The sequence below is a fragment of the Oenococcus kitaharae DSM 17330 genome (genome assembly GCF_000241055.1).
Classification (GTDB): domain Bacteria; phylum Bacillota; class Bacilli; order Lactobacillales; family Lactobacillaceae; genus Oenococcus; species Oenococcus kitaharae.
Genome location: NZ_CM001398.1, coordinates 1,358,537 through 1,381,457, shown reverse-complemented (window position 1 = coordinate 1,381,457; position 22,921 = coordinate 1,358,537). Strand labels below are relative to the sequence as shown.

Here is a 22,921-nt window from a genome sequence, read left to right as displayed (position 1 = left end):
TTGGTGTTTTTTTATTTATTTTCTAGGCTTCCTTTGTTAAAATTACTCACAATATGAAAAAACCAATTATTGCAATTACCTCTGATATTTCTCGCTCGCAATCAATGTCTTCTAACGATCAGGCCATTGATTACGCACCCAGGGATATCGTACGAGCCATTAATCAAGTTGGCGGCATCGCTGTTATTTTGCCGGCACCCGTCTCAATTCAGGAAAGCGACATGGACCAATTAGTCGCCGGCTTCGATGGCTTATTAATTCCAGGCGGACCCGATATTGATCCGAGATTCTTCGGCGAAGATCCGATTCCTCAATTAGGCGGAACATTTTATGAACGTGATCAATTTGAAATGAGTTTGATCAAAGCGGCAGTGAAGGCTGGTAAAGCGATCTTCGGTATCTGCCGAGGCATTCAATCAATCAACGTCGCTTTAGGCGGCAATCTTTACCAAGACTTGGCAGCTCAGTATCCAGACCTGAAGATTAAACATCGCCAATCTCCAACGGAAGGTGCTTTTCCTACTCATCGCATTACGATGGAAAAGGGGAGCGAATTAGCTAAAATTCTCGGCCAAGAAGGTTTTGTCAATTCTCGCCATCATCAAGCTGTTAAAGAACTTGGTGCAGGCTTAAAAGTCACGGCAAAGGCACCCGATGGCGTCGTTGAGGGCATAGAGAGTGTTGGTTCCGATCAGGTTATTGCAGTTCAATGGCATCCTGAGAGCATGTGGCAGCGTTTTCCGGAACAACTGGCAATATTTCAAAATTTTATAGATCGAGCAGGGACAGCAAGTGGAAGATAAGACAACACAAAAACAAAAATTAGGCTTTTGGAGTATTGTTCTATTCGGTATTAATGGCATTATCGGATCGGGAATCTTCCTGCTGCCAAGTGCACCAATGAAATTAATTGGTGTGGCTAGTATTCTGGTCCTGTTGCTGGATGCTGTACTAGTTGCCACGATTGCACTCTGTTTTGCTCAGGATGCGAACTTTTTCGATAAAAACGGCGGTCCATACCTTTATGCAAAAGAAGCTTTTGGTAATTTTGTCGGTTACGAAGTAGGGTTCGTTACTTGGGCCATTCGAATTATTGCTGAAGCAACAGCTGCAGTTGCTTTTGCTACTATTTTAGGCTCCTTTATACCAGCATTATCCAGCAATACCGCACGTATGATCACGGTTGCCGTATTATTGTTTCTGCTGGCTCTGATTAATATTTCCGGCGTTCAGCTGACTAAAATTGTCAATAATTTTGTCACAGTCAGCAAGCTGCTGCCGTTACTGCTCTTTATTGCAATCGGCCTCTTCTTTATTCGGGGAAACAATTTTACGCCTTTTTTCCCTAATGGCAGTTATACATCTGGCAGTTTCGGGCAGGCAGCTTTGACGATGTTCTTTGCTTTTACGGGTTTTGAAGGTATTTCAGTCGCTGCAGGCGAGATGAAAAATCCACAAAAAAATCTGCCGCGTGCAATCATTCTGATTATTTCAGTTGTAACGCTGGTTTACGTGCTGATTCAAGTGACTGCGATCGGCATGATGGGCTATGGCCTGGCAAATTCAGCAACGCCTTTGATGGACGCACTTGGTCAAGCGATCGGCACATTTGGACGTGATTTAATTGCTGCCGGATCCTTGATATCAATCGGCGGCCTGCTGGTGGCTTCATCTTTCATTACGCCAAGATCTGGCGTTGCATTAGCTGAAAATAAAATGATGCCATCTTTATTAGCCAAAAAGAATCGCAAAAACGCCCCATACGTTGCGATTATTGTGTCAACGACTATTTCCCTGATTATTGCCTTATTTAACTCGACATTTGCGAATTTAGCGCTGATTTCGGCTGTCTCGCGTTTTGCCCAGTATATTCCAACGATTATCGCGGTTTTTGTCTTTGCCAAGACGAAAAAAGGGCAGGCGCGTGCTTTTCAGCTGCCGCTCGGTCCCGTGATTCCGGCTGTTGCTCTGATTATCAGCCTATGGCTACTGATTCAGACAAATCCGCAGCAGCTCTTTTGGGGATTAGGTGCTCTAGTCGTCGCTGTGCCATTTTATTTCCTAACCGCCTATCACAAGCATTAAAAAACCTCATCTAATCATGAGGCTTTTTTTATAAACAAATTTCAGCTTAACGGATCCCAGGCTGGCAAAACGGTTGGCTGCTGTTTCAGAACAGCTTTTAGATCATCCGGCAGAAAATCCTTATGTACAACAACTTCATAGACATAGTCTTCAAACCAATCAGGACTCATGACGAAGTAGCCTTTATCGCCTAATTTATCTCCCCAGCTATTTTCAACTTTCCATTTTGCTGCCTGACCATCGATTAAATCAACGCCAGTTAAAGTCATGGCATGCGAGACCGTTCCTTCGCCGCTGGTTAATCTCTGCGCTTTAGTCATATTCAGGTCAACTTGAAAGAGGGAAGATTCGTCAAATAAATGTCCATCCAATAAACCGCTTTGACGGTCCATCTGCTGAAGAACGTCGTTGCCAAACCAAACTGTTTCGCCACTCTGAAGCTGAGCAATTGCTGCTTTTTCCAACACATCGATTGGCACATTTAAAAATTCGATATCCCGTCCGCCTAAGACATTGTCCTGACTTGGCAGGCTGTACAACTGGTTAAATGCTTTATCAGGCGAATTGGTCACAACGGCATAATCATCAAAATCAACTTTAAAATATTTTTTAAAGAAGTCCTGCGGCGTTAAGGCAGCTTCGCGATGGTATTTTTTATCATCGTCACGGTATTCTAAATCAAAGGTTTTAGCCGGCTCGCCAAAAGAATAAGCGGCCATGCGATAAACTTCCTGCAGCATTTTCTTCTCAGCCTGATCCAATTCATCTTTGCTGCTGCCGGACTTGGCCATATCGCGCAGTTTGAAACCATCTTTGATCAATTTTTTATTCATGGCTTCTTGAAAATCGCTCGTGTTATCTGTGTTATAAGTTTCTGGCATCGCATAAGCCGGCATAACACCGTACTTTTCGACTAACGCCGCCGCCATGGCCCATTGACCGCCATCTTCCCCGGGCTGGTTAAACAACATATGGACAAAACGGTCATCTATGGCTTTATCTGCAGTCTGCCGAACATTGTGATAAAAAATATTGGCTCGTTCAATCTTGTCCCAGAAAAACAAATAATTCTGAGACAGCTCAAAGTCTTTAACTTTATAGTTTTTAGCAAACTGGTGCCGCAAGGTATTTAATAATGAAAATTCCCAGCAGCGGCCGCTGCGTTTTTGATTAGTTACTTGTCCAGTCTCAACTTCGACCGAAAAGGTGCGGTTCAAACGTGCGGCAGCTTGATTGTCAAAACTGCTGTTGCGAATACCGTTTTTTGTAATTGTTCTCGTTAATACACCGGCTCGGTCGTCTTTAGCCAGAGCCTCTCGTAATTCATTTAAATCATCATTTGTTAAAGCTGATGCCATTTATCTACCTCTGTTTTAATTTTTATCTTAAAACAAAATCGTGCGATCGATCACAATTATCATTGACAGATATAGCCCAGAATAGAACAATAGTAAAGTAATGCAGACATCTAAGAAAAATAAGGTCACAATTATTGGTATTTCCGGCGGTTCTGGTTCCGGGAAAACGTCCATTGCCCAAGATATTTACGAACATCTTAAAGATCAATCAGTGGCCATTATTCCGCAAGACGCTTTTTATAATGACCAAAAAGACATGACGATGGCGGAACGAAAAAGTGTCAATTATGATCATCCAGATGCCTTTGATATGGATTCGCTGTATGAAGATCTGTTAAAACTGAAGCAGAATCAGGCCATTGATCTGCCGATTTACGATTATGAAAACTATACCCGTTCAGCTAAAACACTGCCGATGCAAGCGGCCAGAGTCATTATTGTCGAAGGTGTCCTGCTGTTTGTTGATGAACGAATCCGCAATCTGCTCGATATTAAAATTTTTGTCGATACCGATGACGATATTCGTTTTATCCGCCGCCTCAAAAGGGACATGATTGAGCGCGGCAGATCGACTGAATCCGTGATTAATCAATATTTGAAAACCGTCAAACCAATGTATCATCAATTTGTCGAACCAACCAAACGATACGCTGACGTGATTATTCCGGAAGGGAAGAGTAATCGCATCGGGATAGATTTGTTGATTAACCAGATTAAATCTGTTCTGCCTAATTGATGGCAATGCTGTCGGCAAATATATTATGATAAAGACCCTAGTCCTAAAAGGAAAATAGATCTGACACTTGGCGATTTTGGCCGAGTTTTCGAGGAAGATGCGATGACAAAAAAGTATGGTATTTTTTTCAATGCAAACGCTGGTGACGGACAAGCTAAACAAGTTGCACAAAGATTAGCAATTTCCTTGTCCGGCCAGAATATCCAGTCAGCTTTTATTACTGGCGAAGATATTGATGATGCAATTTCGGCCATTAAAAAAGCCGCGAACGAGGTTGATGCCATTATTGTAATCGGCGGCGATGGCACATTAAATTTAGTCGCCACAGCTTTTTTGCAAGGTGGGAAAACGGTCCCTGTTGGTTTGATTCCGAGCGGGACGGTCAATAATTTTGCCAAAACGGCTAAGATTCCTAATGATGAAAAATCGGCCGTTAACATTATTTTAAAAGGCCGCACAAAAAGCTTTAATATCGGTTCTTGCGGCGATGACAAAGCGATCATCAGTTCCTTAACCTTTGGCAGTCTGGCTGACCTTTCCAACGATGTCCGCCAAGAAGATAAGAGAAAATTTGGGAAAATTGTCTATTTTTTGCAGGCCATGAAAAACCTGAATAAGTCCGGGTCGCAGCAGATTGAATTTAAAAGTGACAGTTTTCAGGCTGACTATAAAATTTGGATGTGCCTGATTACGACCAGCAGCAATGTTGGCGGTCGCAAGTATATTGATCACCCTTTGGGAGGACTGCATGCGACGATTCTCCACAACATGAGTCTGCTTAAAAGTCCGAGCTATGTTTACTTCGCACTGACAGGCAATATTCGCGGTTCGGAGAGTCTGACTTTTTTTGAATTGCGCAACATGCTGATAACAAGTAAAAATACCAATCATCCGCTTCAGACGAGAATCGATGGTGATCCTGGACCAAAATTACCGATACGACTGCTCTGGCACGAAGATTTTCTGCAAGTGTTTACAGATTGATAGGTCCGAAAATCAGTTTATAAGCTTAAGATTGTTTACAAGGAGAAATCCTCGATTTGACAACAGCAGCATAAAATTTTAATTTTGCTTTGGAAAACAGAAGGGAGTTTTTTAATGCAAACCATTGGAAAAATAGGCATAGCAACCACCGTATACCTGGTGGCTTTTATTGCCGATTATATTGTGACGCTCTTTCAGATTACGAAAGGGGCTACGATGACAAACTTCATGGGTTTAAAAGCCAGCAGTCAAGCGACAAAAGAGATCAGTTTCGCACTGACTTGGCGGTCTTTGATCATCTATGCATGTTTTGTCGTCATTTGGCTATTGGCTGTTTTTATCATTAATAAAATCATTCATCAGCCTGCTGCAGTAGAACCAAAGAAATCGTTATAACGCTGGTGTTAATGTTTACTGGTAAAAAAATTTATTACGGCAAAGCCCCGTCACAATTCGGTCTACTGAGTCTGCCGGAAGAAAAGCATGATAAATACACAATAATTGTTATGATTCATGGCGGTTTTTGGCAATCTTTTGCTGACCTCACACAACTTCAGGCACTGGCAAATGATCTGAATCAACGCGGCTATGCAGTTTGGAATATCGAATACCGACGAATTGGTGAAACGGGCGCAGGATGGCCAGACACTTTTAACGACGTCATTGATGCCATCGATTTTTTGACGGAACTGGCGTATAGCTGGCCGATTGATAAGCATCGTGTCATCATTCTTGGCCATTCAGCAGGCGGCCATTTAGCACTATGGGCTGGCTTGCAATACCGGAATCAAGCACTAGACCAATCTGATAATATTCATCGTTTATCGGTCAAGCCTAGACTTGTTGTCAGCCTGGCCGCTGTTTCTAATTTAGAGGATGCCTGGCAACGCGATACAATTTTAGGCAAACATAGTCCCGTCACAGACCTGATGGCAGGAACACCAGTCAATAAAAAAGTTGACTATCAATTGGCTTCTCCTTTTGATCTGCTACCAATGCAGATTCCGCAAATTCTCGTACAGGGCCTAAAAGATGATTACGTACCAAGCAGTATGACGATACAATATGCTGAAAAAGCCGAAAAACTTCACGACAATATCCAACTCATTTTAGATCCGGATGCCAACCATTTTGATCTCATCAATCCATATGCGAGCGTTTGGAAGAGGACAATAACTGCCATTAGAGAAACTTTAAAAGCATAAAAAATAAAGCAACTACTGGGTTGCTTTATTTTTTAAGATCGTTGTTTCAAATTAAGATTTCACTCTCTCATGGCTCAAATGATTCGCTAAAGTAATCAACAAAATGACGACGCCTAAAATCGCGACAACCAGGCCGATTGCATGGAGTCCAGGATCACTGACTGACTGATGAAAAGCAATCCCGGTGACCGAAGAAGCGCTGATTGAGCCTAAATAAGTGAATGTTCTTAATAAGCCTGAAGCAGTGCCGACTCGTTGTGGATTCGCTTGTTTGAACAATGCCAACTGACCGCCGCCCATAGCAGCTCCTAAAGTAATTCCGAACACAGCAGTCACTATCAGAGACAAGTAAAGTGTATTGTTTCCGCCTAACAAAGTCAGCAGAATACCACCAGCCACAGTAGATGTACCAGTTGCAATAAAAGACCCCAGAACAAAGCCTTTTCTAGAAATCAAAGTGGAAACGATCGCTGACACAATTCCCATTGGCACGATCATCAAGCCAGCCGTATCGGCAGGATAAGCATGCGCATCTTCGAGCCACTGAGGCAAGCTGTACAAAATAATATAGGCGCCGAGCATGGCGATCATGGTTCTTAAATATGTCAGCATTAATTGTGTATTGGAAAGCAGTTCCTTGATGTCGAAAAATGGTGTCTGTATACGTAATTCCCAGATGACGAACAGAAAACCCGCAATCAAGAAAACGATGAAACTTATCCATTCAGGTGAAGGGATTGAGATTAAAAACAGCAGCAAAGCTGAAATCATCACAGCAAATCCCAAAATACCGATAATATCGATACGCATCAATAAACTTTTAATGCTCTGATGCACCAGAGGTTCGTCGGCCTCCACGCCAATAAAGATGAACAAAATCGTCAGCAAGGCAAAGGGTACATTAATGAAGAAAATCATGCGCCAACCCAGGTTGGCTACAAGTACACCACCAATTGGCGGGCCTACTGCAATAAAGGTCAGGCCCACAACAGCCAAGGCTGCTAGTACACCACCTGGCGCATTGATCATCCCGGCTTTTTTAGCGCGAGCTCGTACCATGAACATGGCCGACGGATAACCGGCTGATGTTCCAATCCCGATAATGACTCGAGAAACAATTAGAGAAATCAAATTTTGACTGAGTCCACCTAAAATACCGCCTAGGAGAACCATGATCACGCCTGAAAGAAATGTTTTGCGCGGGCCAATCTGTTCAGACAGTTTGCCGGCAGTCGGTTGGGCGACAGCACAAGCTAAGTAGGGCGCGGAGACAAGTAAAACCGTTTGAGCAACTGCAATATGGAAACTATGAGCAATTGGCACAAGCGCCGTGGAAATTAGTGTATCGTTGATTGGATTTAGGGCCGCTCCTAATAGAAGAGCAGTGATGAAAATTCCGGAAAACGGTTTTTGAGAAATCGAAACTGATCGATGATTTCTGCTAGTCGTATTTGAACACCTTCTTTGATCGAAACAATTAACTAAAAGTAAATACTGAGGCTTGTTCTAGTAGGAAGAAGTGTTGTTTGTCAAAATAATAGCGTTATAGAACAGCGTTAATGAAAAGTCGTAAAAAGTAAATATAAAAGTAAAGATATCAGCAGTCGCAAAAGCAAGTGGCTGAGGTGAATTTTTTTATTCATGAGCGAGCCGTTTAATATTGCGACAGTAATGAGTGCCAGCAGTCCGATTCTCAGAAAAATAGGATTCAATTGAAAGCAGGCCAGTAAAATCCCAGATATCAGATTTGCGCCAAAAAGCCAGATCGGCATTTTCGATCGAGCCGAGAAAGTCGCGATTATCATAAGTGCCGCGTACAAATAAATAAGAACCTCAGTTATAATTGCCAAGAGTGATGCTCCTTTTTTGATAAAATAATTGAAACACAAGGGGTTGACCCCTTGGCAAGAGGGAATCATCATGCAATTAAGAGAATTCATGACTGCCGTGGACGCAACACGTGATACGGTTCGTTTTTATATTGAAGAGGATCTGCTATCGCCAAGTAAATCTGCTGGTAAATACGTTTTTACGAGGCAAGAGATCATAGCATACAATGAAATCATTCAACTAAAGCAGCTTGGATTTTCAATCGAATTAATTAAAAAAATCAAGCAGCAGCATGATATTAATTGTTCAACTAGCGAACAATGGCAGCAAAACTTAGCCTTAGTCGAAACGGAAATCAAAAGGGCTGAACAAGAACTCAAAAGAATCGAACAAAGAAAAGAAAGACTAACTCGCGTTTCAAATCAACTAAAAGATTTGCTAATGGCGCAATAATCGACTATAAGGAGCGAAATCGCATTGAATAAAATTCTAAAAGACCAATTTATGATTGACCATTTATCGGATAGCCAAAACAAGACTATCTCCGACATGAACACTTTCATTGGCAAATATCTCAATGGCAAACAGCATGCCGTCGCCATTATCGAAGGGGCTGCCGGCACTGGCAAGTCAGTGGTTTTGATGCGCCTGGTCACAAAATATATGACCGATAAACGTTATAAAACGGCTTTGGTAGTTAATCATCCTGAACTCTTCAAGGCTTATCAAGATTTAGCAGATGATATACCTGGCATGGCTGAAAAAGATATTTTACGCCCGACGCCGCTGATTAATCATGCCGAAAAAAATCATTGGAAATATGATGTTATTTTCGTTGATGAGGCACATTTGCTTTATTCCAAATCGGAACCTTATGCGCATTATCGGGGCCAAAATCAGCTGACAGACTTGATGAATTTAGCCAAAATTGTCGTGGTTGTTTATGATTTTGCGCAAGTCTTCCAGTCAAAAATGTATTGGTCTAAAAAATTATTAAGGCAAACGATTGGCGATCATCCTTATCAGCTGTTTAATATGGATTTCCAGTACCGCATGGTTGCTAGCGATGACCAAGTCCGCTGGATGGATGATTTAACTGCCGAAAAGCCCTTAAAACCCTTTCCGACAAACAGTAATTTTGACTTCAAAGTGTTTTCGACTGCTGGTGCTTTGTATGAACAAATCAAAAAGAAAAACCAAGAAGCCGGCTTAAGCAGGGTGGTGGCAACTTCGGGTTTTCCTCGTATTGATGGCCGCCACAATGTTGAAATGGATACTTTTTCTCTGCCTTGGGATGAATGGGATCCGCAGCGGACACACTGGGCTAAGAGGACCTCTTCCATTGCACAAGTCGGGACGATTTACACGCTCCAAGGATTTGATTTGAATTATGTCGGTATGATTATCGGGCCATCTTTCGGCTATGACGAAAAGACAGACAGTATGACGATTATCCCGGAAAAATATTCACACAAAGAAATTTTCAAAAAGCGCCAAGACATTCAATTCACGAGGGAAGAATACAAAGATTTTATTGCTAATGTCCTGAATGTGCTGATTAAGCGTGGCAAATACGGTTTGTATCTGACGGCTTATGATGATGCTTTACGCAAACGTCTCGTGGATCTGTATGAGAACAAAAACTAAGGCCGTTGCAATTTAGTCGTTAAAAAAGAGAGGAAAAAGCCATGCATCCAATTATTCCTAAAAGTCCTGAGGTACCGGACCTGACAGAGGCTGAGATAGATTTTTTAACCAATGTCGTATTCGGTCCAAAAAAAGAAATTAAAAAATGTGATGCGCTTTTTGTATTTAGCGGCACGCATCCTGGTCATTGGGAAAAAGCGTTAGAGGCTTATAAGCAAACAGGTGTGAAAAAGATTATCGTCACTGGCGGCAACAGTTTAACAGGCGTCAAACACCCTGAATGGCAGTTTGGCAACAAAACTGAAGCAGATGTCATTATTGATTATTTGTTGGCGCATGGCGTTCCCAGCGGCCAAATATTTGCTGAAAAATTATCCACCAATTCGCTGGAAAACGTTAAATTTGCACTGAATGTTTTTGACTTTTCTCAAATAAATAGTTTGATGTTTGTTTGCAAAAGCCATGCAGCCGGCAGGCAGCTAAGAACACTCACTAAATACCTGCCTTCAACCATCAAATATGTCCCTTATACATTTGATGCAGAATACTCAGGTCAACCAGTAAGTCGAGAACAATGGATGGCTAGCAGTGTTGGCCGTTCCAGAGTATGGGGTGAATATTTGAGAATCCTATACTACGGTCAAAGGGGAGACATCTCGCCTCTTGAAATTGCGCCATGAAACTAATTTTTTACGTGAATTTTATTGGAAAAGGATTATAAACAGAATGACAAATAAGATCAAATACATCGCTGCAGCAACCGTCAGTGCAGTTATCATGTTTTTTCTAGACAATAACAAGGCATCATTGCCGAACCATGTGCTTGAATTCAGTTATCTAGTATTTATTATGATTGTTGGATATTGTACATATAAGTTTTTAGATAAACGCAATAATTAACTGTCTTAACACTTGCAAAATTTTGTCGGAGTATTACAGGGGACTTTGATGAATGATTTTGTTTGATTGATATATACAAGTTACTGGCGTTTTATGTCCTAGATACAGATAAATATATTTTAGTTTACATAATATATATTATTCAAAGTTATATTAAAGTGACCAAACGTCGCACTGCTTGGCTTGCAATTCCTATTAATCAACTAAATAAAAAACGCCCTGAGGCGTTTTCAGAAAAACTTTAAATCAATCCTTAATTGCTTTAGCTACAGCCGCGTGAACAGCATCTTTTTCTGCTTCAATTAAGTCAACACGACTAGCGATCACCTTTGTATCCATGACAATCTCACGTGTAAGGCCTGGTGTGTTGATTTTCGGCTCCAGAAAGGCTTTGAACTCAGCCAAACGATCGGCCGTCTTGAAGACCATGGCAGTGACCGTAATATAAGTCGTAAACTCCATATCGCCGCCAACTGTTTTCTCCAGCCAGTCCCAATCATTCCTGAACCAGTCCCAGGCAGCCTGCTGAGCATCATCGTTATCCAAAGCACCGCGATACCATCCGCGAAGATCCTGTGGCTTGATTGTATCGGCATCTTCAAATTTGCCAATTAAAGCTGCAATTAAGGCTGGATCAGAGACACTCGTCAGTGCGGCTCGCAAATCTGATTTGTAGCTGCCGTCAGAGGTATTACGATAAGCAGCGAAGAAGTCGTTGAACAAACTTTCGCTGGCAAAATTCTTCATCTCATTTCTCAGGACGAAGAGACGAATATCAGCTGGCAAAGCAATCAAATTATCAGCATTCTTAGCAAACAGATCATGAGCCGAGGCAATTGCTGCCGGATTTTTCGCATACAAAACGGCACTCAGTACATATGGCCGGGTCAACTGGTCATCATTGGATTCACCGGGTTTTGGCATCCAGCCCAAACGTGTTACCTGCTCACTCCCAAGCTGATTGAAAAAGGCCTGCAAATCTTTTTCTTCATCTGAACCAGCTGAGACAAATTTCTTTAAATTATTAGCCAGCCGGTACAAAGCTGCATTGACCAGCATGGCATGACTGTCAGAAAAATGAGTCAAAAGCGGGACAAGGTCAGCGTAAGAAGCTTGACGACCATCGGCCAACAGACGCAAATCCTGTAAAATCTGCAATTGTGCAATGGCGTCTAAGGATTGTGTATCGGACAAAATGTCGTCCAGCAAAGTCTGATCGTATTTGACAATGAAATGAGAATTGTTGCCGACATTCAAACGGAAAGGCTTGCCTGATTCAGCACGCAAAGCAGTGTAATCACCAATTTCAAGCGTCTTTTCAGTCATCAGCGCTGGCACAGCATCATAATTGCTATTCAAAGGAATCTGCCATTGACGGCCAGCTTCTTTGTGTTCGCCAATGAAAAACTGCTGCTGAGACAAAGTGAGTTTGCCATCAACAACGCTTGCTGTAACAACTGGGTAACCAGGCTGTTCCAACCAAGAATTCATGACAGCACTAACATCAATACCAGATGCATCGCCAAGAGCTGCCCAAAGATCAGCGCCGGTCGCATTGCCATAATGATGTGCAGCAAAATAATTTTTCAAACCTTTTCTTAAGGCTTTATCTCCAATCAAAGCACGCGCCATCACAAGCATACGGGCACCTTTGGCATAGACAATGGCGCCATCGAACAAGGCGTCTATCTCAGCCGGATGCTCAACTTGGACATGCACGGATTGATCACCATCAGTCGCATCCCGCTGCAGTGCGGCTGGCAAATCAGATATCTGGAAGGTTTCCCAAATATGCCAATCAGGTTCTAAGGCATCAACGGCCACATATTCCATCATGTTGGCAAAACTTTCGTTCAGCCAGAGATCATCCCACCACTTCATTGTGACAAGATCGCCAAACCACTGGTGAGCCAATTCATGAGCGACAACCGTGGCAACCAGCTGTTTGACTTCAAGCGAGGTATTTTTCGGGTCCAATAGCAGGTAGGCTTCACGATACGTAACAAGTCCCCAGTTCTCCATCGCACCGGCAGAAAAGTCAGGCAAAGCCAACTGATTCGATTGTGGCAATGGATACGGTGTCTGGTAAAAGTCTTCGTAAAATTCAATCGAGCGTTTAGCAATATCCAAAGCAAAATCCAATTCATCGGATTTGTGTGCTTTAGTCCCATAAACGCCGATTTTCACGCCGCTTTTAGTCCTCGTTGTCTTGCTCTGCAGATCTCCGAAGGCAAAAGCGATTAGATAAGTCGACATACGGACTGTCTGATCAAAATAATGGATACCATTTTCAAAACGTTTTTCAGGCATATTGGCCAAAATCGTCTCGCCGGGCTGCTCATCGAACTTAATCGCAAGGCTGAAAGTCGCCTTGGCTTCCGGCTCATCGACACATGGGAATGCCTGACGAGCAAAATTCGTCTCGAACTGCGTGCCGATAATCTGCTTTTTTTCACCATCCAACTCATAATATGATGGATAAATACCCATCATTGTATCTGTCAAATTTGCTGAATAATCAACTGTCAGGCTAGTCTTACCTGCTTTTGGCAGCGAAATAGCAATCGCATCAGTGTCTTTATCCAGCGTAAAAGGCAGCTCTCTCCCCTCGCTTTTGACTGAAGCTACCGCTAAATCCTTGCCATGAAGCGAAACGGAATCAGTCTTAGCTTCACCAGTGACGGTTACCTGGCCGTTGATCTTTTTCGTGCCGCGATTGATATCCAAAAAGATATCATAGTGATCCGGCTGGAATGTTTCAAAAAAATGTTTAAACTCTGTCATCTCTCACCTTTCAGAACGTGCTGCTAACAGTGCTGATACGGCTCTAGGCTATTTATCAAAAACACCGTCGTGCTATAACATTTAGTGTAATCCAAGAAAGATATGATTGAGCGAAAAACGTTTTTAAAGCTTCAAAAGATGCTACAATATTTATATCATTATGATATCAAAACGATATTTACAATGACGGTCAGGAGGTATCTAAGTGGTTGAGAAGAAATCTGGCAATATTGCGCTTCGAATAGATCCGGAACTGCATGAGAAAATCACGCGGTTGGCCGCAGCGGATCAGCGGAGTGTGAATTCCTATATTACAAAAGTCCTTGAGAAAAATGTTGAAAACAGTTCTTTTGAAGATCGACAATTTGTCGGTACGACTGTGCCAGGCAGGAAAATAAACGACAAAAACGGCCTTGTCGATGTTTCCGGTATCTATTACCGCTACTTGATCGAGGATAACCAAAAAGTCGATAAAACGGCTAATTACGTTATTTTAGAAGCGAGCGGCAATGTTTTAACGCTAAGAAAAATTGAAGAAACAAATTAGGAGAAACACATGGCAATATTTTTCAAGATCGTACCGCAGAACAATCGCGGTCTGGTGGAAACTTTGGGCAAATACCGCAACAGCGTCGAACCCGGAATTCACTTTTATATTCCTTTTTTTCAGGGAATTAAAAAAGTCAGTTTGGCAATGAACCCGCTCAAACTGCCGAATTATTCGGTTATCACAAAAGATAACGCAGATGTATCGGCTAGCGTCACTTTGAACTATCACGTGACCGATGCAGTGAAATACGAATATGAAAACACGGATTCGGTCGAATCAATGGCACAATTGGTTCGTGGACATCTTCGTGACATTATCGGACGCATGGACCTCAATGAAGCGCTCGGCGCAACGGCTCGGATTAACCAAGAATTGGCAACAGCCATTGGTGATTTGACAAACACTTACGGCATCAATGTTGACCGAATCAATATCGATGAATTGACCCCTTCCCGTGCCATTCAAGAAGCCATGGACAAACAGCTGACGGCCGATCGTGAGCGTGTTGCCACAATCGCACAGGCTGAAGGTGAAGCCAAATCGATTGAATTAACGACTAAAGCCAAAAATGATGCGATTATGGCCACTGCCAAAGCTGAGGCAGATGCAACCAAAAGCCGGGCCGATGCCGAAAAGTATCGTATCGATACTGTCCAGGCTGGTTTAAGAGAAGCCGACGACAAATACTTTCAGAATCAAAGCATTAACGCTTTTTCCGATTTAGCCAAATCTAATTCGAATACGATCGTTGTTTCGAGCGACCAAGTTGCCTCTTTGGGGCAGATTCCAGTTGTTGGCAAATTGCTGAATAGCCACTAAAAATAAAAGCACCGCTATCTGGGGTGCTTTTTTATATGTGCAGCAAAACGCCTAGTGCGACAGCAACAGTACAGCTTAAGGACAGAACCAAGAGATTTTTCACTGCTAGGATGAATGTCTCCTTTTTGACTTGTTTTGCATTAAAAGCTTTGAGATTGTGCCAAATAATCGGTATCACGAGCAGGGTCAGCAAAGACATTTTCGGCAGCAGATTCAGCCAAACAGCGCAGACAAGAGAAACAAATCCCAGTAAATACAAAAGATTAAAGAGAATCAGTGCTCGCCGTTTGCCAAGATAATAGACAATCGTCCGGCGGTTTAATGCCAAATCTTCTTTCTGATCACAAATATTGTTTGCCAGAAGCAATGCCGCAATCGCCAAAGCAAGCAAACCAATCGGCAAAAACGCCTGCCACACAATCAGCCAGCTTAGCGATTTTTGCGGTGCCAAATTCAAATAAAGCGTGATTAAAAAAATCATATAGCCCATTGTAAATCCTGAAAAGAATTCGCCTAGTGGCAATGCCGACAAGGGTTTGGCGCCTCCTGCATATAAATAGCCGACGGCAAAACAAAAAATCCCCAGAATCAACAGCAGCCAGCCAGACCTGCTGACCAGCCAAATACCCAGCAGAGCACTTATCGTGACAAAACTGACCATTAATCTGCCAACGGCTTTGATGGACAAATGATTGACACCAATCACATTGGTTTTCAGACGAAACTCATCAGCATGATGACGCTGCGCTCGTTTATAATCCTGATAATTATCATTGATGTCGACTGCCATATTAAACAGCAGCATGGCAATAAAAAATATCAGCGAGCTGATTAAATTGACCTGCTTGAAATGATAAGCGCTGTACAAAAGGCCCAGCAAAAAAGGAAAAATGCTGGCCGTCTTGGCTTTAATCTCAACTAATTCCAAAAAAACTTTCAAATTCATATCTCTAACCTCATGACTATTATATTAGACAGCCTGCCGCGACTCGGGTAAGATAGTACTAGAAATTACTGCTTTGTTCAAATGCAGCCCAACTAGTAAAAGTAAGGAGAAACATGGCAACACTTTTTCAGGGATATCATTTTGCCAGCCAGGATGCAAAAGCAGTCAGAGATATATTGGCCAAACAGCGTTTTCCAATTAAGCCTTATCAGGATAAAGTCGAAAACATGCTCAAACAGAATGGCAAAATGCTGCGTGCCACACTTGCCAACCTTTTTGGACGCTATGGCCTGCACCTTTCAAACGGTCTTAATCGAGCCACTCTAGCAGATGTTCATCAAGGCGCAGCCGCCATCGAAGTCCTGCACCTAGCGACTTTAGTCCACGATGACGTGGTTGATGATGCTGATCAGCGTCGCGGATTAACGACCTTACAGCATTTTTTTGGCAATAAAGACACCATTTATCTTGGTGATCAGCTTTTTACAAAATATTTTCAGCTGTTGATTGCGGTTTCCCCGTCAAACGATTTTATCCGCTATCACGCAGATATGATGGAAAAAATTCTTTCCGGCGAATTGATTCAAGATCGTATGCGCTTCAATCACAATATCCAGTTAGCTGATTATTATCAAGCCATTCAAGGTAAAACAGCTGCCCTATTCAGTCTGTCGGCTGTATCGGGCCTCTGGCTAGGATCTGGTATTCAGCATTTGCAAGATGCCAAGACGACTTTGCAGGCGGCATATCAATTCGGCGAAAATCTCGGCATGGCTTTTCAGATGATCGATGATCTGCAGGATTTGGATATGACCGCAAAGACCGGCAAGCCCAAGTTCGAAGATCTCAAAGAGGGTGTCTACACACTCCCGATTATCTTAGCTTTAGCTGATGCTGATTTTCAGGCAATTTTAAAAAACGACCATCCCGGTCTTAATCAAGTGATCGGATTTTTCCAAAGCCATTCAGAATATTTTCAAAGCAGCCGGGAAATTTGCCAGCATTTCCTCTTAGAAGCTCAAAAAAATCTTGATTTCTTTCAGCCGGAAGATGAGATCAAAGAATTGCAAAAATTGATCAAACAAATCCAATCTCAGTTAGATTCTGCCCAAATCTAAATCGTAGAGTTTTTTAAAACGTGGTTCGGTCTCATAAAGGCTTCGTGGACTGCCAGACATGGCTGCTTTGCCTTTCTCTAAAAAGATGATCCGATCGACTTTTTCAAGACCTGCTAAATGGTGTGTAATCCAAAACATTGTCTTGTCTTTTTGATTGCGAAAAATCGTCTGCATCAAACTGTGCTCAGTGACCGGGTCAAGACCCAGTGTCGGTTCATCCAAGAGCAGAATTGGCGCATCTTTTAACAAGATACGCGCCAAAGCGATTCGCTGCCGCTGACCGCCAGACAGTAAATGGCCGCTCTCGCCCACTTGAGTTTCGATTCCTGCAGGTAATTGCTGAATCAAATCTGTCAAACCAGCTTGGTTCAGAGCTTTAACGACCTGCTGGTCATCAGCTTGTTCATTGCCTAATCGAACATTATTTAAAATTGTGCTGTTGAAAATAAAGGGTGCTTGATTGAGATAAGCAAAATTTGCAGCACGTTTTTGCTGCAGCTGGTCGACCGGAACTTCATCAAAACTTATTTCACCTTGGTCAGCTTGTAAATCACCGATCAAAAGCTGCAATAAGGTCGTTTTGCCTTCACCGCTAGGACCTAGAATCGCAATTTTTTCGCCACGATTAATGGTTAAGGAAAAATGGTCAAGTAAAGGATTTTTTTCATCGCCGTATGTAAAAGAAACATTTTGAAAACAAATTTTATCAAAATGAGATTTATTGGATTGTGTGACGGCTGCAGGTAGCATCGTTTGCCGGCTAAGCTGATTCAAGCTGTTTAACGATGAAAAATACAAAGGCAGATCAGCTGCAGCTTTTATGACTGGCACAAAGGTATCCATCAAAGGAAAGAAAGCCAGAATGACTGAGGCAGCAAAATTGGCGGCATTTTGGCTGTTGGTGAGATGCTGACTGCTCCAAAACAAAAGTGTCAGAGCAGCTAAAGCAAAAAACAGTTCTGAAAGCAGCCTCATATTATTCTGGTGCTGGTCATTACTGTTTTTAATTCTGCTTAACTGTTGATTGCCCTGGCCAACTGTTTGCAAAAAATCTGCTCGATGCCCAGAAATCTGCCAATCAGTCAATCCAAAAAGTGCCTCTGCCGAGTCTTGATACTGTTTTTTAGTTAAAGATTTTTCGTGCTGATCTTTTTCCCACGCTAAGGACAAAGCGACCACCGGCAAAAGCAGCAAGACAATCAGCATCAAACAAACGACTAATATTGCCCAGCGCCAGTCAACAACAGCCATGACAGCTGCCAGCAGAAAGAAAAGCAGGTAAGCAATGCTGATTGGGAAAATCGTTCGCAGGTAAAAGTTCTCTAAATGATCCAAATCATCGGCAAATAAGCCTAATAAACGGCCAGTTTGAAAATGTCGCGACAAAAATGACCCTTGTCTTTCCAGGCGGCTGTAAAGATCAGCACGTAGTTTAGAAACGATCCGCAGAACCCAGTCGTGGCTTTCAAGCCGCTCGAAATATTTGAACACTGGTCTTCCTATACCAAAAGCCCGCGTCAGAACAACCGGTACATAGACAACAAAAAGATTATAGGGGTGACGTGCGGATTTACTAATGAGAAAACCCGAGGTAAACATGAGCGCCATCGCACAAAAAATGGTCATCAATGCAATCAGTAAAAGCAGGCCAAGGCGCAATCGATCCTTTTTGAGATATTGAATGAACCAGTGGTCTTGTTTTAATAAACGCATCGTTTTAGATATCCGCTGCCGCATGCAAATCTCCTTCCGTCGCCAAACTGTCAGACATATTTTTTAACTCACCAGGCTGATTGATGAGATCGTCCAGCCTTCCTTGCTGCACAATGCGGCCGGCTTTCATCACGACAATCCAGTCCATTTGTTTCAGCCAATGCAGACGATGAGTGGCTAAGATCAGCAATCGATGATCGGTCAGTGGCAGAATCGTTTGTTTCAATGCATATTCGCTTTCAATATCGAGGTGGGCACTCGGTTCATCCATTAACCAGATACGCCGTTTGGGATCCAATAAAGCCCGCGCCAAAACAATTCGCTGTGCCTGCCCGCCGCTAATACCTCGATGAGACTCTCCCACTTGGGTGTCTAAGCCATTTGGGAGGTTTTCCAGAAACGGACTTAAGCCTGCTTGATCTGCTGCTGCCAGAATACGTTGACGGCTTGCTTGTGGATCATAGAAAGCGATATTTTTTTCAATGCTTGCCGAAAACAGATAAGGGTTCTGCGGCATGTAACTCAATTGCTTTTGCCAACTGTCAGCATTCAAGCTCATTAGCGATTGGCCATCCAGATTAAATGCAGGATTTGGCTGATCCGGCTGTAAAAAACCAGCCAAGAGATTCAGTAACGTCGACTTCCCTGCCCCGGACATCCCGACAATTGCGATTTTAGAAAAACCGTGAATCGTCAAATTAAGATCTTGGACTGCATCAGCATTTTCAGCATAGCGATAGGACAAATGAGACAGACTTAATTGCGATTCTTGTGACCAATCAGCTGGCCGCATCACTATTCTCTTTGGTGCCTGCATTTCTAAAAGTGCGGACAATTCATGGAGTGCATTCTTACCGTCTAAATTAGCATGATAATCCTCACCAAATTGGCGCAGCGGCAAAAAGAAATCTGGGGAAACGATCAAAACTGCCAGAGCTGGCGCCAAGGGCAGCTGCCGATTAATTAAAGCAATCCCTAACATGACCGCTTCAATCGCGATGGATAATGTTGTAAAAAAATCTAAGGCAAAAGAAGATGTGAACGCCACTTGTAGGACAGACATTGTTTTTTTGCGGTAGTCTTCGCTAGCTGTTTTAACACTTTGACTGTATTTTTGACTAACAGCCAGCATCTTCAATGTCTCCAGTCCGCGAACTGCGTCAAGAAAATGATTATTCAAAGCGGCAAAGTCAGCATATTGGGCATCAGCTTTTTTTTGAGCCGCCAAACCTAAAATTATCATGAAAAATACAATCAGAGGCAAAGAACAAAATAAAATCAGACCGCTCTGCCAATTCTGCCAAAAAACATAGATCAGAATCAGCCAGGGAATGGTCATCAAGTCTGTAAACCGTGCCAAAATCGTTTCCAGATAAATTCTGATTTGGTCGACCCGTTCATAGCTTAAAGTCAGCAAATTACCGCTGCCCAAATGATCAACGATTGCTGGTCCTTGAAGCAGAATTTTGGCATCGATTTGTTGTTTCAAATAATAGGCTGTTTTTGCCGCAAAACTGCTTAATTGTCGTGTTTGCAACCAGTCAAAGAATTGGCGCAGACAGAAAAAAATGAAAAAAAACAGCGTGGCAAAATACCAGGCTGAATTGATCTGCAAGCGCCAAGCGGCTGTCAGTGCCTGTGTTAAAAACGCTGCTTGTCCAACAATTGCCAGCCCCTTTAAGAGGGCATAAATGGTTGAATAGATCAGGCGGCGTTTAATTCCAGGCAGTTTCCAAAGATGCTCATCAATCATGTAAAAGCGGCCTAGTAGGTCTCGCTCCCATTTGCCAAATCTACCTTGGTCCGACGCTGAATCCAATAACTCCAAGCGAAATAAATCAGAACAATCGGCAGCAATACAAGCAGTACACCAGTCATGATGTCCAGCGTTAATGGCGACGCAGAAGCATTGTGGATTAAGAGGTCGTTTTTGCTTTGCGTTGCAATCATGACCCGAGGGAAAATGCCGTTAAATATAAAAGCCATAATCAAAATTAGACTTAAACCCGAGGCCAGAAAGGCATGCCCACTATGACCGAAACGCGCGCTAATATGACCCCAAACCGTCAGCAGCACAATCACAATTAGGATGACGCTACTGCTAATCACATGGCGGGCAAAGAAATCAGTTTGAAAAATAGCGAGTAAGGCAAAAAGTACCAATACCGGGTAAACCAGCCAGTACAGCTTATCCGCCATATTCATCGCACGCGCATGCAGGTCGTTTTTCGTTTTCAAACTCAAATAATTCAGGCCATGGATAAAACACAAATATGTCACTGCTAAGCCGCCAACGACCGATAGCCAATTAACGACGACACCAAATCCAGCCCAGACGTTCCCTTGTGCATCCATCGGGACGCCTTGAATCATACTAGTCAGCATCATGCCCAGCAAAAAAGGTGCAAACAAGCAGCCGATAAAATTAGCCCAAAGCCAAGTCGACCGTTCAAATTTTGTCTGTGCATGAACGCCGAACTCAAAGGACACGCCTCGGAAAATCAATGCGATCAAGATCAAAAACAAGAGAATGTAATAACCTGAAAATAGGCTTGCATACCATAGTGGAAAAGAGGCAAACATAGCTCCGCCGGCTGTGATCAGCCAGACTTCGTTGCCATCCCAATGCGGCGCAACCGACCGTAAAACTTGTTGGCGTTCTTGGTCATCCACTGCGAAGAAGCGAGTTGCCATCCCGATCCCGAAATCAAAGCCTTCAAAAAAGATAAACCCCGCAAACAGGATGCCGATCACGACAAACCATAGAATTTGTAAAAATGTCATGAGTTAAAAACCTCCTTATCAAGCGGATCCACTGGCTGCGCATAAGCGCTATCCTCATCTTCCTCTTTATCCGGCCCATCGATCAGCGTTTTCCTTGCGTAATAAAACATAAACGCACCAATAAATGAAAAGAGCAGGAAATAAACAATATTCGTAAAGAGCAAGGCTCCTACGGTGCTTGTTGGTGAAACGGCATCGGCAATTGTCTGCAGCCCATATACAACCCATGGATAACGGCCCATTTCCGTAATAATCCAACCGCAGCTGTTAACGACAAAGGGCACAAAAGTCATGATGCCCAAAACCCATAGCATCCATTTACTTTTTGACAACAAATCTTTTTTGGCACGGCTAAAGAAAAGTCCTAGCAAACTGATCAAAAAGACCAGCATGCCGCCTCCGGCCATGACACGAAAACTCCAGAAAAGTGTTTTCACTGGGACGTAGTAATCCATGTTTTGACCGAATTTTTTGTCATACTTAGCATGCAGCTCTCGGCTGACCGAATTCATACCGGTCACAGAACCCGTCAATTTGTGATACGACAGCAAAGAAAGCATGTATGGCACATCAATCGACGGGTTGACCGCTTTTTTCTTTGTATCAATCAAGGCAATAACCCGCCAAGGGGCGGGACTGCCAGTATCTTTGTAAACTGCTTCTGTGGCAGCAAACTTCATTGGCTGGTCTTTAATAATAAACTGCGTCTGCATATCACCCGTGGCAACGGCGAGTCCAGAAGAAATCAAACCGACCAGCAAAGCAATTCGAAGGGATTTTATATGAAAATCATGATTCTGTTTCCAAAGCAGGCCAAAGGCAGCCATGCCAGCGACCACCATTGCGCCAGTCGTGAAGGAGGCAAAAACAACATGTGGAAATTCCCGCCAAAGCTGTGGATTAGCCAGAACCGACCAAAAATTAACCAGCCGAACATGGCCAGTCACACGATTAATCATAAAGCCGGTCGGATGCTGCATAAAACTATTGGCAGCCAAAATCCATAAAGCAGACAAAACAGAGCCGATCCAAGTCAGCCACATGAATAAGGCATGCAGGCCAGGTTTGAATTTATCCCAAGTAAACATCCATACACCCAGCATCGTCGACTCCAAAAAGAAAGCCAATAAGGCTTCAATCGCGAGTGGGGCGCCGAAAATATCGCCCATAAAACGAGAATAATTGGACCAGTTCATCCCAAACTGGAATTCCTGGATAATCCCTGTGACAACGCCAACAGCAAAACTCAAAAGAAAAATTTTGCTCCAAAACTTTGTCATTTTTAAATAGACGGGTTTCTTAGTGTGGACGTAAGCCGTCTCCATGATGGCAACAATTAACCCAAGACCCATCGAAAGCGGTACGTACAAAAAATGAAATAAGGTCGTCATCGCGAATTGAAAACGTGAGAGCGAGATAACATTCATGAGGACATAAGACATATGATTCGGCTTCCCTTCTC

The 22,921-nt window shown here is 42.9% G+C and carries 20 protein-coding genes; 12 read left to right on the top strand and 8 right to left on the bottom strand.

The genetic code is table 11. The features are described from left to right. Nucleotides 1-53 precede the first annotated feature (53 nt). A complete protein-coding gene (locus tag OKIT_RS06925; RefSeq protein ID WP_007746451.1) occupies nucleotides 54-803 on the top strand; it encodes a gamma-glutamyl-gamma-aminobutyrate hydrolase family protein in 750 nt (249 codons plus the stop codon). Next, on the top strand, nucleotides 793-2,085 hold the full coding sequence (locus OKIT_RS06920; protein ID WP_007746449.1) for an APC family permease: 1,293 nt from the start codon (nucleotides 793-795) through the stop codon (nucleotides 2,083-2,085). Before OKIT_RS06925 ends, OKIT_RS06920 begins: the two co-directional genes overlap by 11 nt. A gap of 41 nt (nucleotides 2,086-2,126) precedes the next feature. Here the strand turns inward: OKIT_RS06920 and OKIT_RS06915 are convergent, their stop codons facing one another. Then, a complete protein-coding gene (locus OKIT_RS06915) occupies nucleotides 2,127-3,443 on the bottom strand; it encodes a C1 family peptidase (protein WP_007746448.1) in 1,317 nt (438 codons plus the stop codon). 100 nt (nucleotides 3,444-3,543) lie between these two features. Between OKIT_RS06915 and udk the strand changes: the two genes are divergently transcribed. The 4 genes from udk (at nucleotide 3,544) to OKIT_RS06895 (ending at nucleotide 6,368) form a co-directional block, all read left to right on the top strand. Further along, complete coding sequence (gene udk / locus OKIT_RS06910) at nucleotides 3,544-4,179, top strand: uridine kinase (protein WP_007746447.1); 636 nt, start codon at nucleotides 3,544-3,546, stop codon at nucleotides 4,177-4,179. A 102-nt stretch (nucleotides 4,180-4,281) separates the two neighbouring features. Next, complete coding sequence (locus tag OKIT_RS06905; RefSeq protein ID WP_007746446.1) at nucleotides 4,282-5,163, top strand: diacylglycerol/lipid kinase family protein; 882 nt, start codon at nucleotides 4,282-4,284, stop codon at nucleotides 5,161-5,163. 114 nt (nucleotides 5,164-5,277) lie between these two features. Next, the gene (locus tag OKIT_RS06900; protein ID WP_007746445.1) at nucleotides 5,278-5,559 is read left to right on the top strand and encodes a hypothetical protein; all 282 of its coding nucleotides are present in this window, start codon (nucleotides 5,278-5,280) and stop codon (nucleotides 5,557-5,559) included. Nucleotides 5,560-5,570: 11 nt separating this feature from the next. After that, nucleotides 5,571-6,368, top strand: coding sequence for an alpha/beta hydrolase family protein (locus tag OKIT_RS06895; protein WP_007746440.1), 798 nt, complete (start codon nucleotides 5,571-5,573; stop codon nucleotides 6,366-6,368). Between the two features lie 51 nt (nucleotides 6,369-6,419). Here OKIT_RS06895 and OKIT_RS06890 read toward each other — a convergent pair whose 3' ends face one another. Then, nucleotides 6,420-7,757, bottom strand: coding sequence for an MFS transporter (locus tag OKIT_RS06890; RefSeq protein ID WP_277868706.1), 1,338 nt, complete (start codon nucleotides 7,755-7,757; stop codon nucleotides 6,420-6,422). Between the two features lie 531 nt (nucleotides 7,758-8,288). Between OKIT_RS06890 and OKIT_RS06880 the strand changes: the two genes are divergently transcribed. From OKIT_RS06880 to OKIT_RS06870, 3 genes are read left to right on the top strand one after another with little or no spacing between them, the layout of a single operon-like run. Next, on the top strand, nucleotides 8,289-8,651 hold the full coding sequence (locus OKIT_RS06880) for a MerR family transcriptional regulator (RefSeq protein WP_007746437.1): 363 nt from the start codon (nucleotides 8,289-8,291) through the stop codon (nucleotides 8,649-8,651). 24 nt (nucleotides 8,652-8,675) lie between these two features. Next, nucleotides 8,676-9,845: a DUF2075 domain-containing protein gene (locus OKIT_RS06875; protein ID WP_007746436.1), complete on the top strand. Its 1,170-nt coding sequence runs from the start codon at nucleotides 8,676-8,678 to the stop codon at nucleotides 9,843-9,845. Between the two features lie 41 nt (nucleotides 9,846-9,886). Further along, nucleotides 9,887-10,525, top strand: a complete 639-nt coding sequence (locus OKIT_RS06870) for a YdcF family protein (RefSeq protein ID WP_007746434.1) — start codon at nucleotides 9,887-9,889, stop codon at nucleotides 10,523-10,525. A 466-nt stretch (nucleotides 10,526-10,991) separates the two neighbouring features. Here the strand turns inward: OKIT_RS06870 and OKIT_RS06860 are convergent, their stop codons facing one another. Beyond that, entirely contained in the window at nucleotides 10,992-13,529 is a 2,538-nt protein-coding gene (locus OKIT_RS06860) for a M1 family metallopeptidase (RefSeq protein WP_007746433.1), read from the bottom strand. A 205-nt stretch (nucleotides 13,530-13,734) separates the two neighbouring features. On the opposite strand from OKIT_RS06860, the gene OKIT_RS06855 reads away from it, so the two are divergent. Together OKIT_RS06855 and OKIT_RS06850 are read left to right on the top strand one after the other, a co-directional pair. Next, nucleotides 13,735-14,076: a type II toxin-antitoxin system antitoxin gene (locus OKIT_RS06855; protein ID WP_007746431.1), complete on the top strand. Its 342-nt coding sequence runs from the start codon at nucleotides 13,735-13,737 to the stop codon at nucleotides 14,074-14,076. A gap of 9 nt (nucleotides 14,077-14,085) precedes the next feature. Beyond that, nucleotides 14,086-14,898, top strand: a complete 813-nt coding sequence (locus tag OKIT_RS06850) for an SPFH domain-containing protein (protein ID WP_007746430.1) — start codon at nucleotides 14,086-14,088, stop codon at nucleotides 14,896-14,898. Between the two features lie 31 nt (nucleotides 14,899-14,929). Here the strand turns inward: OKIT_RS06850 and OKIT_RS06845 are convergent, their stop codons facing one another. Beyond that, entirely contained in the window at nucleotides 14,930-15,844 is a 915-nt protein-coding gene (locus OKIT_RS06845; RefSeq protein ID WP_007746429.1) for a 1,4-dihydroxy-2-naphthoate polyprenyltransferase, read from the bottom strand. Nucleotides 15,845-15,957: 113 nt separating this feature from the next. On the opposite strand from OKIT_RS06845, the gene OKIT_RS06840 reads away from it, so the two are divergent. Beyond that, a complete protein-coding gene (locus OKIT_RS06840; protein WP_007746428.1) occupies nucleotides 15,958-16,962 on the top strand; it encodes a polyprenyl synthetase family protein in 1,005 nt (334 codons plus the stop codon). Here the strand turns inward: OKIT_RS06840 and cydC are convergent. From cydC to OKIT_RS06820, 4 genes are read right to left on the bottom strand one after another with little or no spacing between them, the layout of a single operon-like run. After that, nucleotides 16,942-18,699, bottom strand: a complete 1,758-nt coding sequence (gene cydC / locus OKIT_RS06835) for a thiol reductant ABC exporter subunit CydC (RefSeq protein WP_007746425.1) — start codon at nucleotides 18,697-18,699, stop codon at nucleotides 16,942-16,944. The genes OKIT_RS06840 and cydC overlap by 21 nt on opposite strands. Then, a complete protein-coding gene (cydD, locus tag OKIT_RS06830; protein WP_148126030.1) occupies nucleotides 18,680-20,494 on the bottom strand; it encodes a thiol reductant ABC exporter subunit CydD in 1,815 nt (604 codons plus the stop codon). The genes cydC and cydD overlap by 20 nt, the downstream gene beginning before the upstream one ends. Further along, nucleotides 20,440-21,459: a cytochrome d ubiquinol oxidase subunit II gene (cydB, locus tag OKIT_RS06825; protein WP_007746421.1), complete on the bottom strand. Its 1,020-nt coding sequence runs from the start codon at nucleotides 21,457-21,459 to the stop codon at nucleotides 20,440-20,442. Before cydB ends, cydD begins: the two co-directional genes overlap by 55 nt. Continuing rightward, entirely contained in the window at nucleotides 21,456-22,901 is a 1,446-nt protein-coding gene (locus OKIT_RS06820) for a cytochrome ubiquinol oxidase subunit I (RefSeq protein ID WP_007746419.1), read from the bottom strand. Before OKIT_RS06820 ends, cydB begins: the two co-directional genes overlap by 4 nt. Nucleotides 22,902-22,921 lie beyond the last annotated feature (20 nt).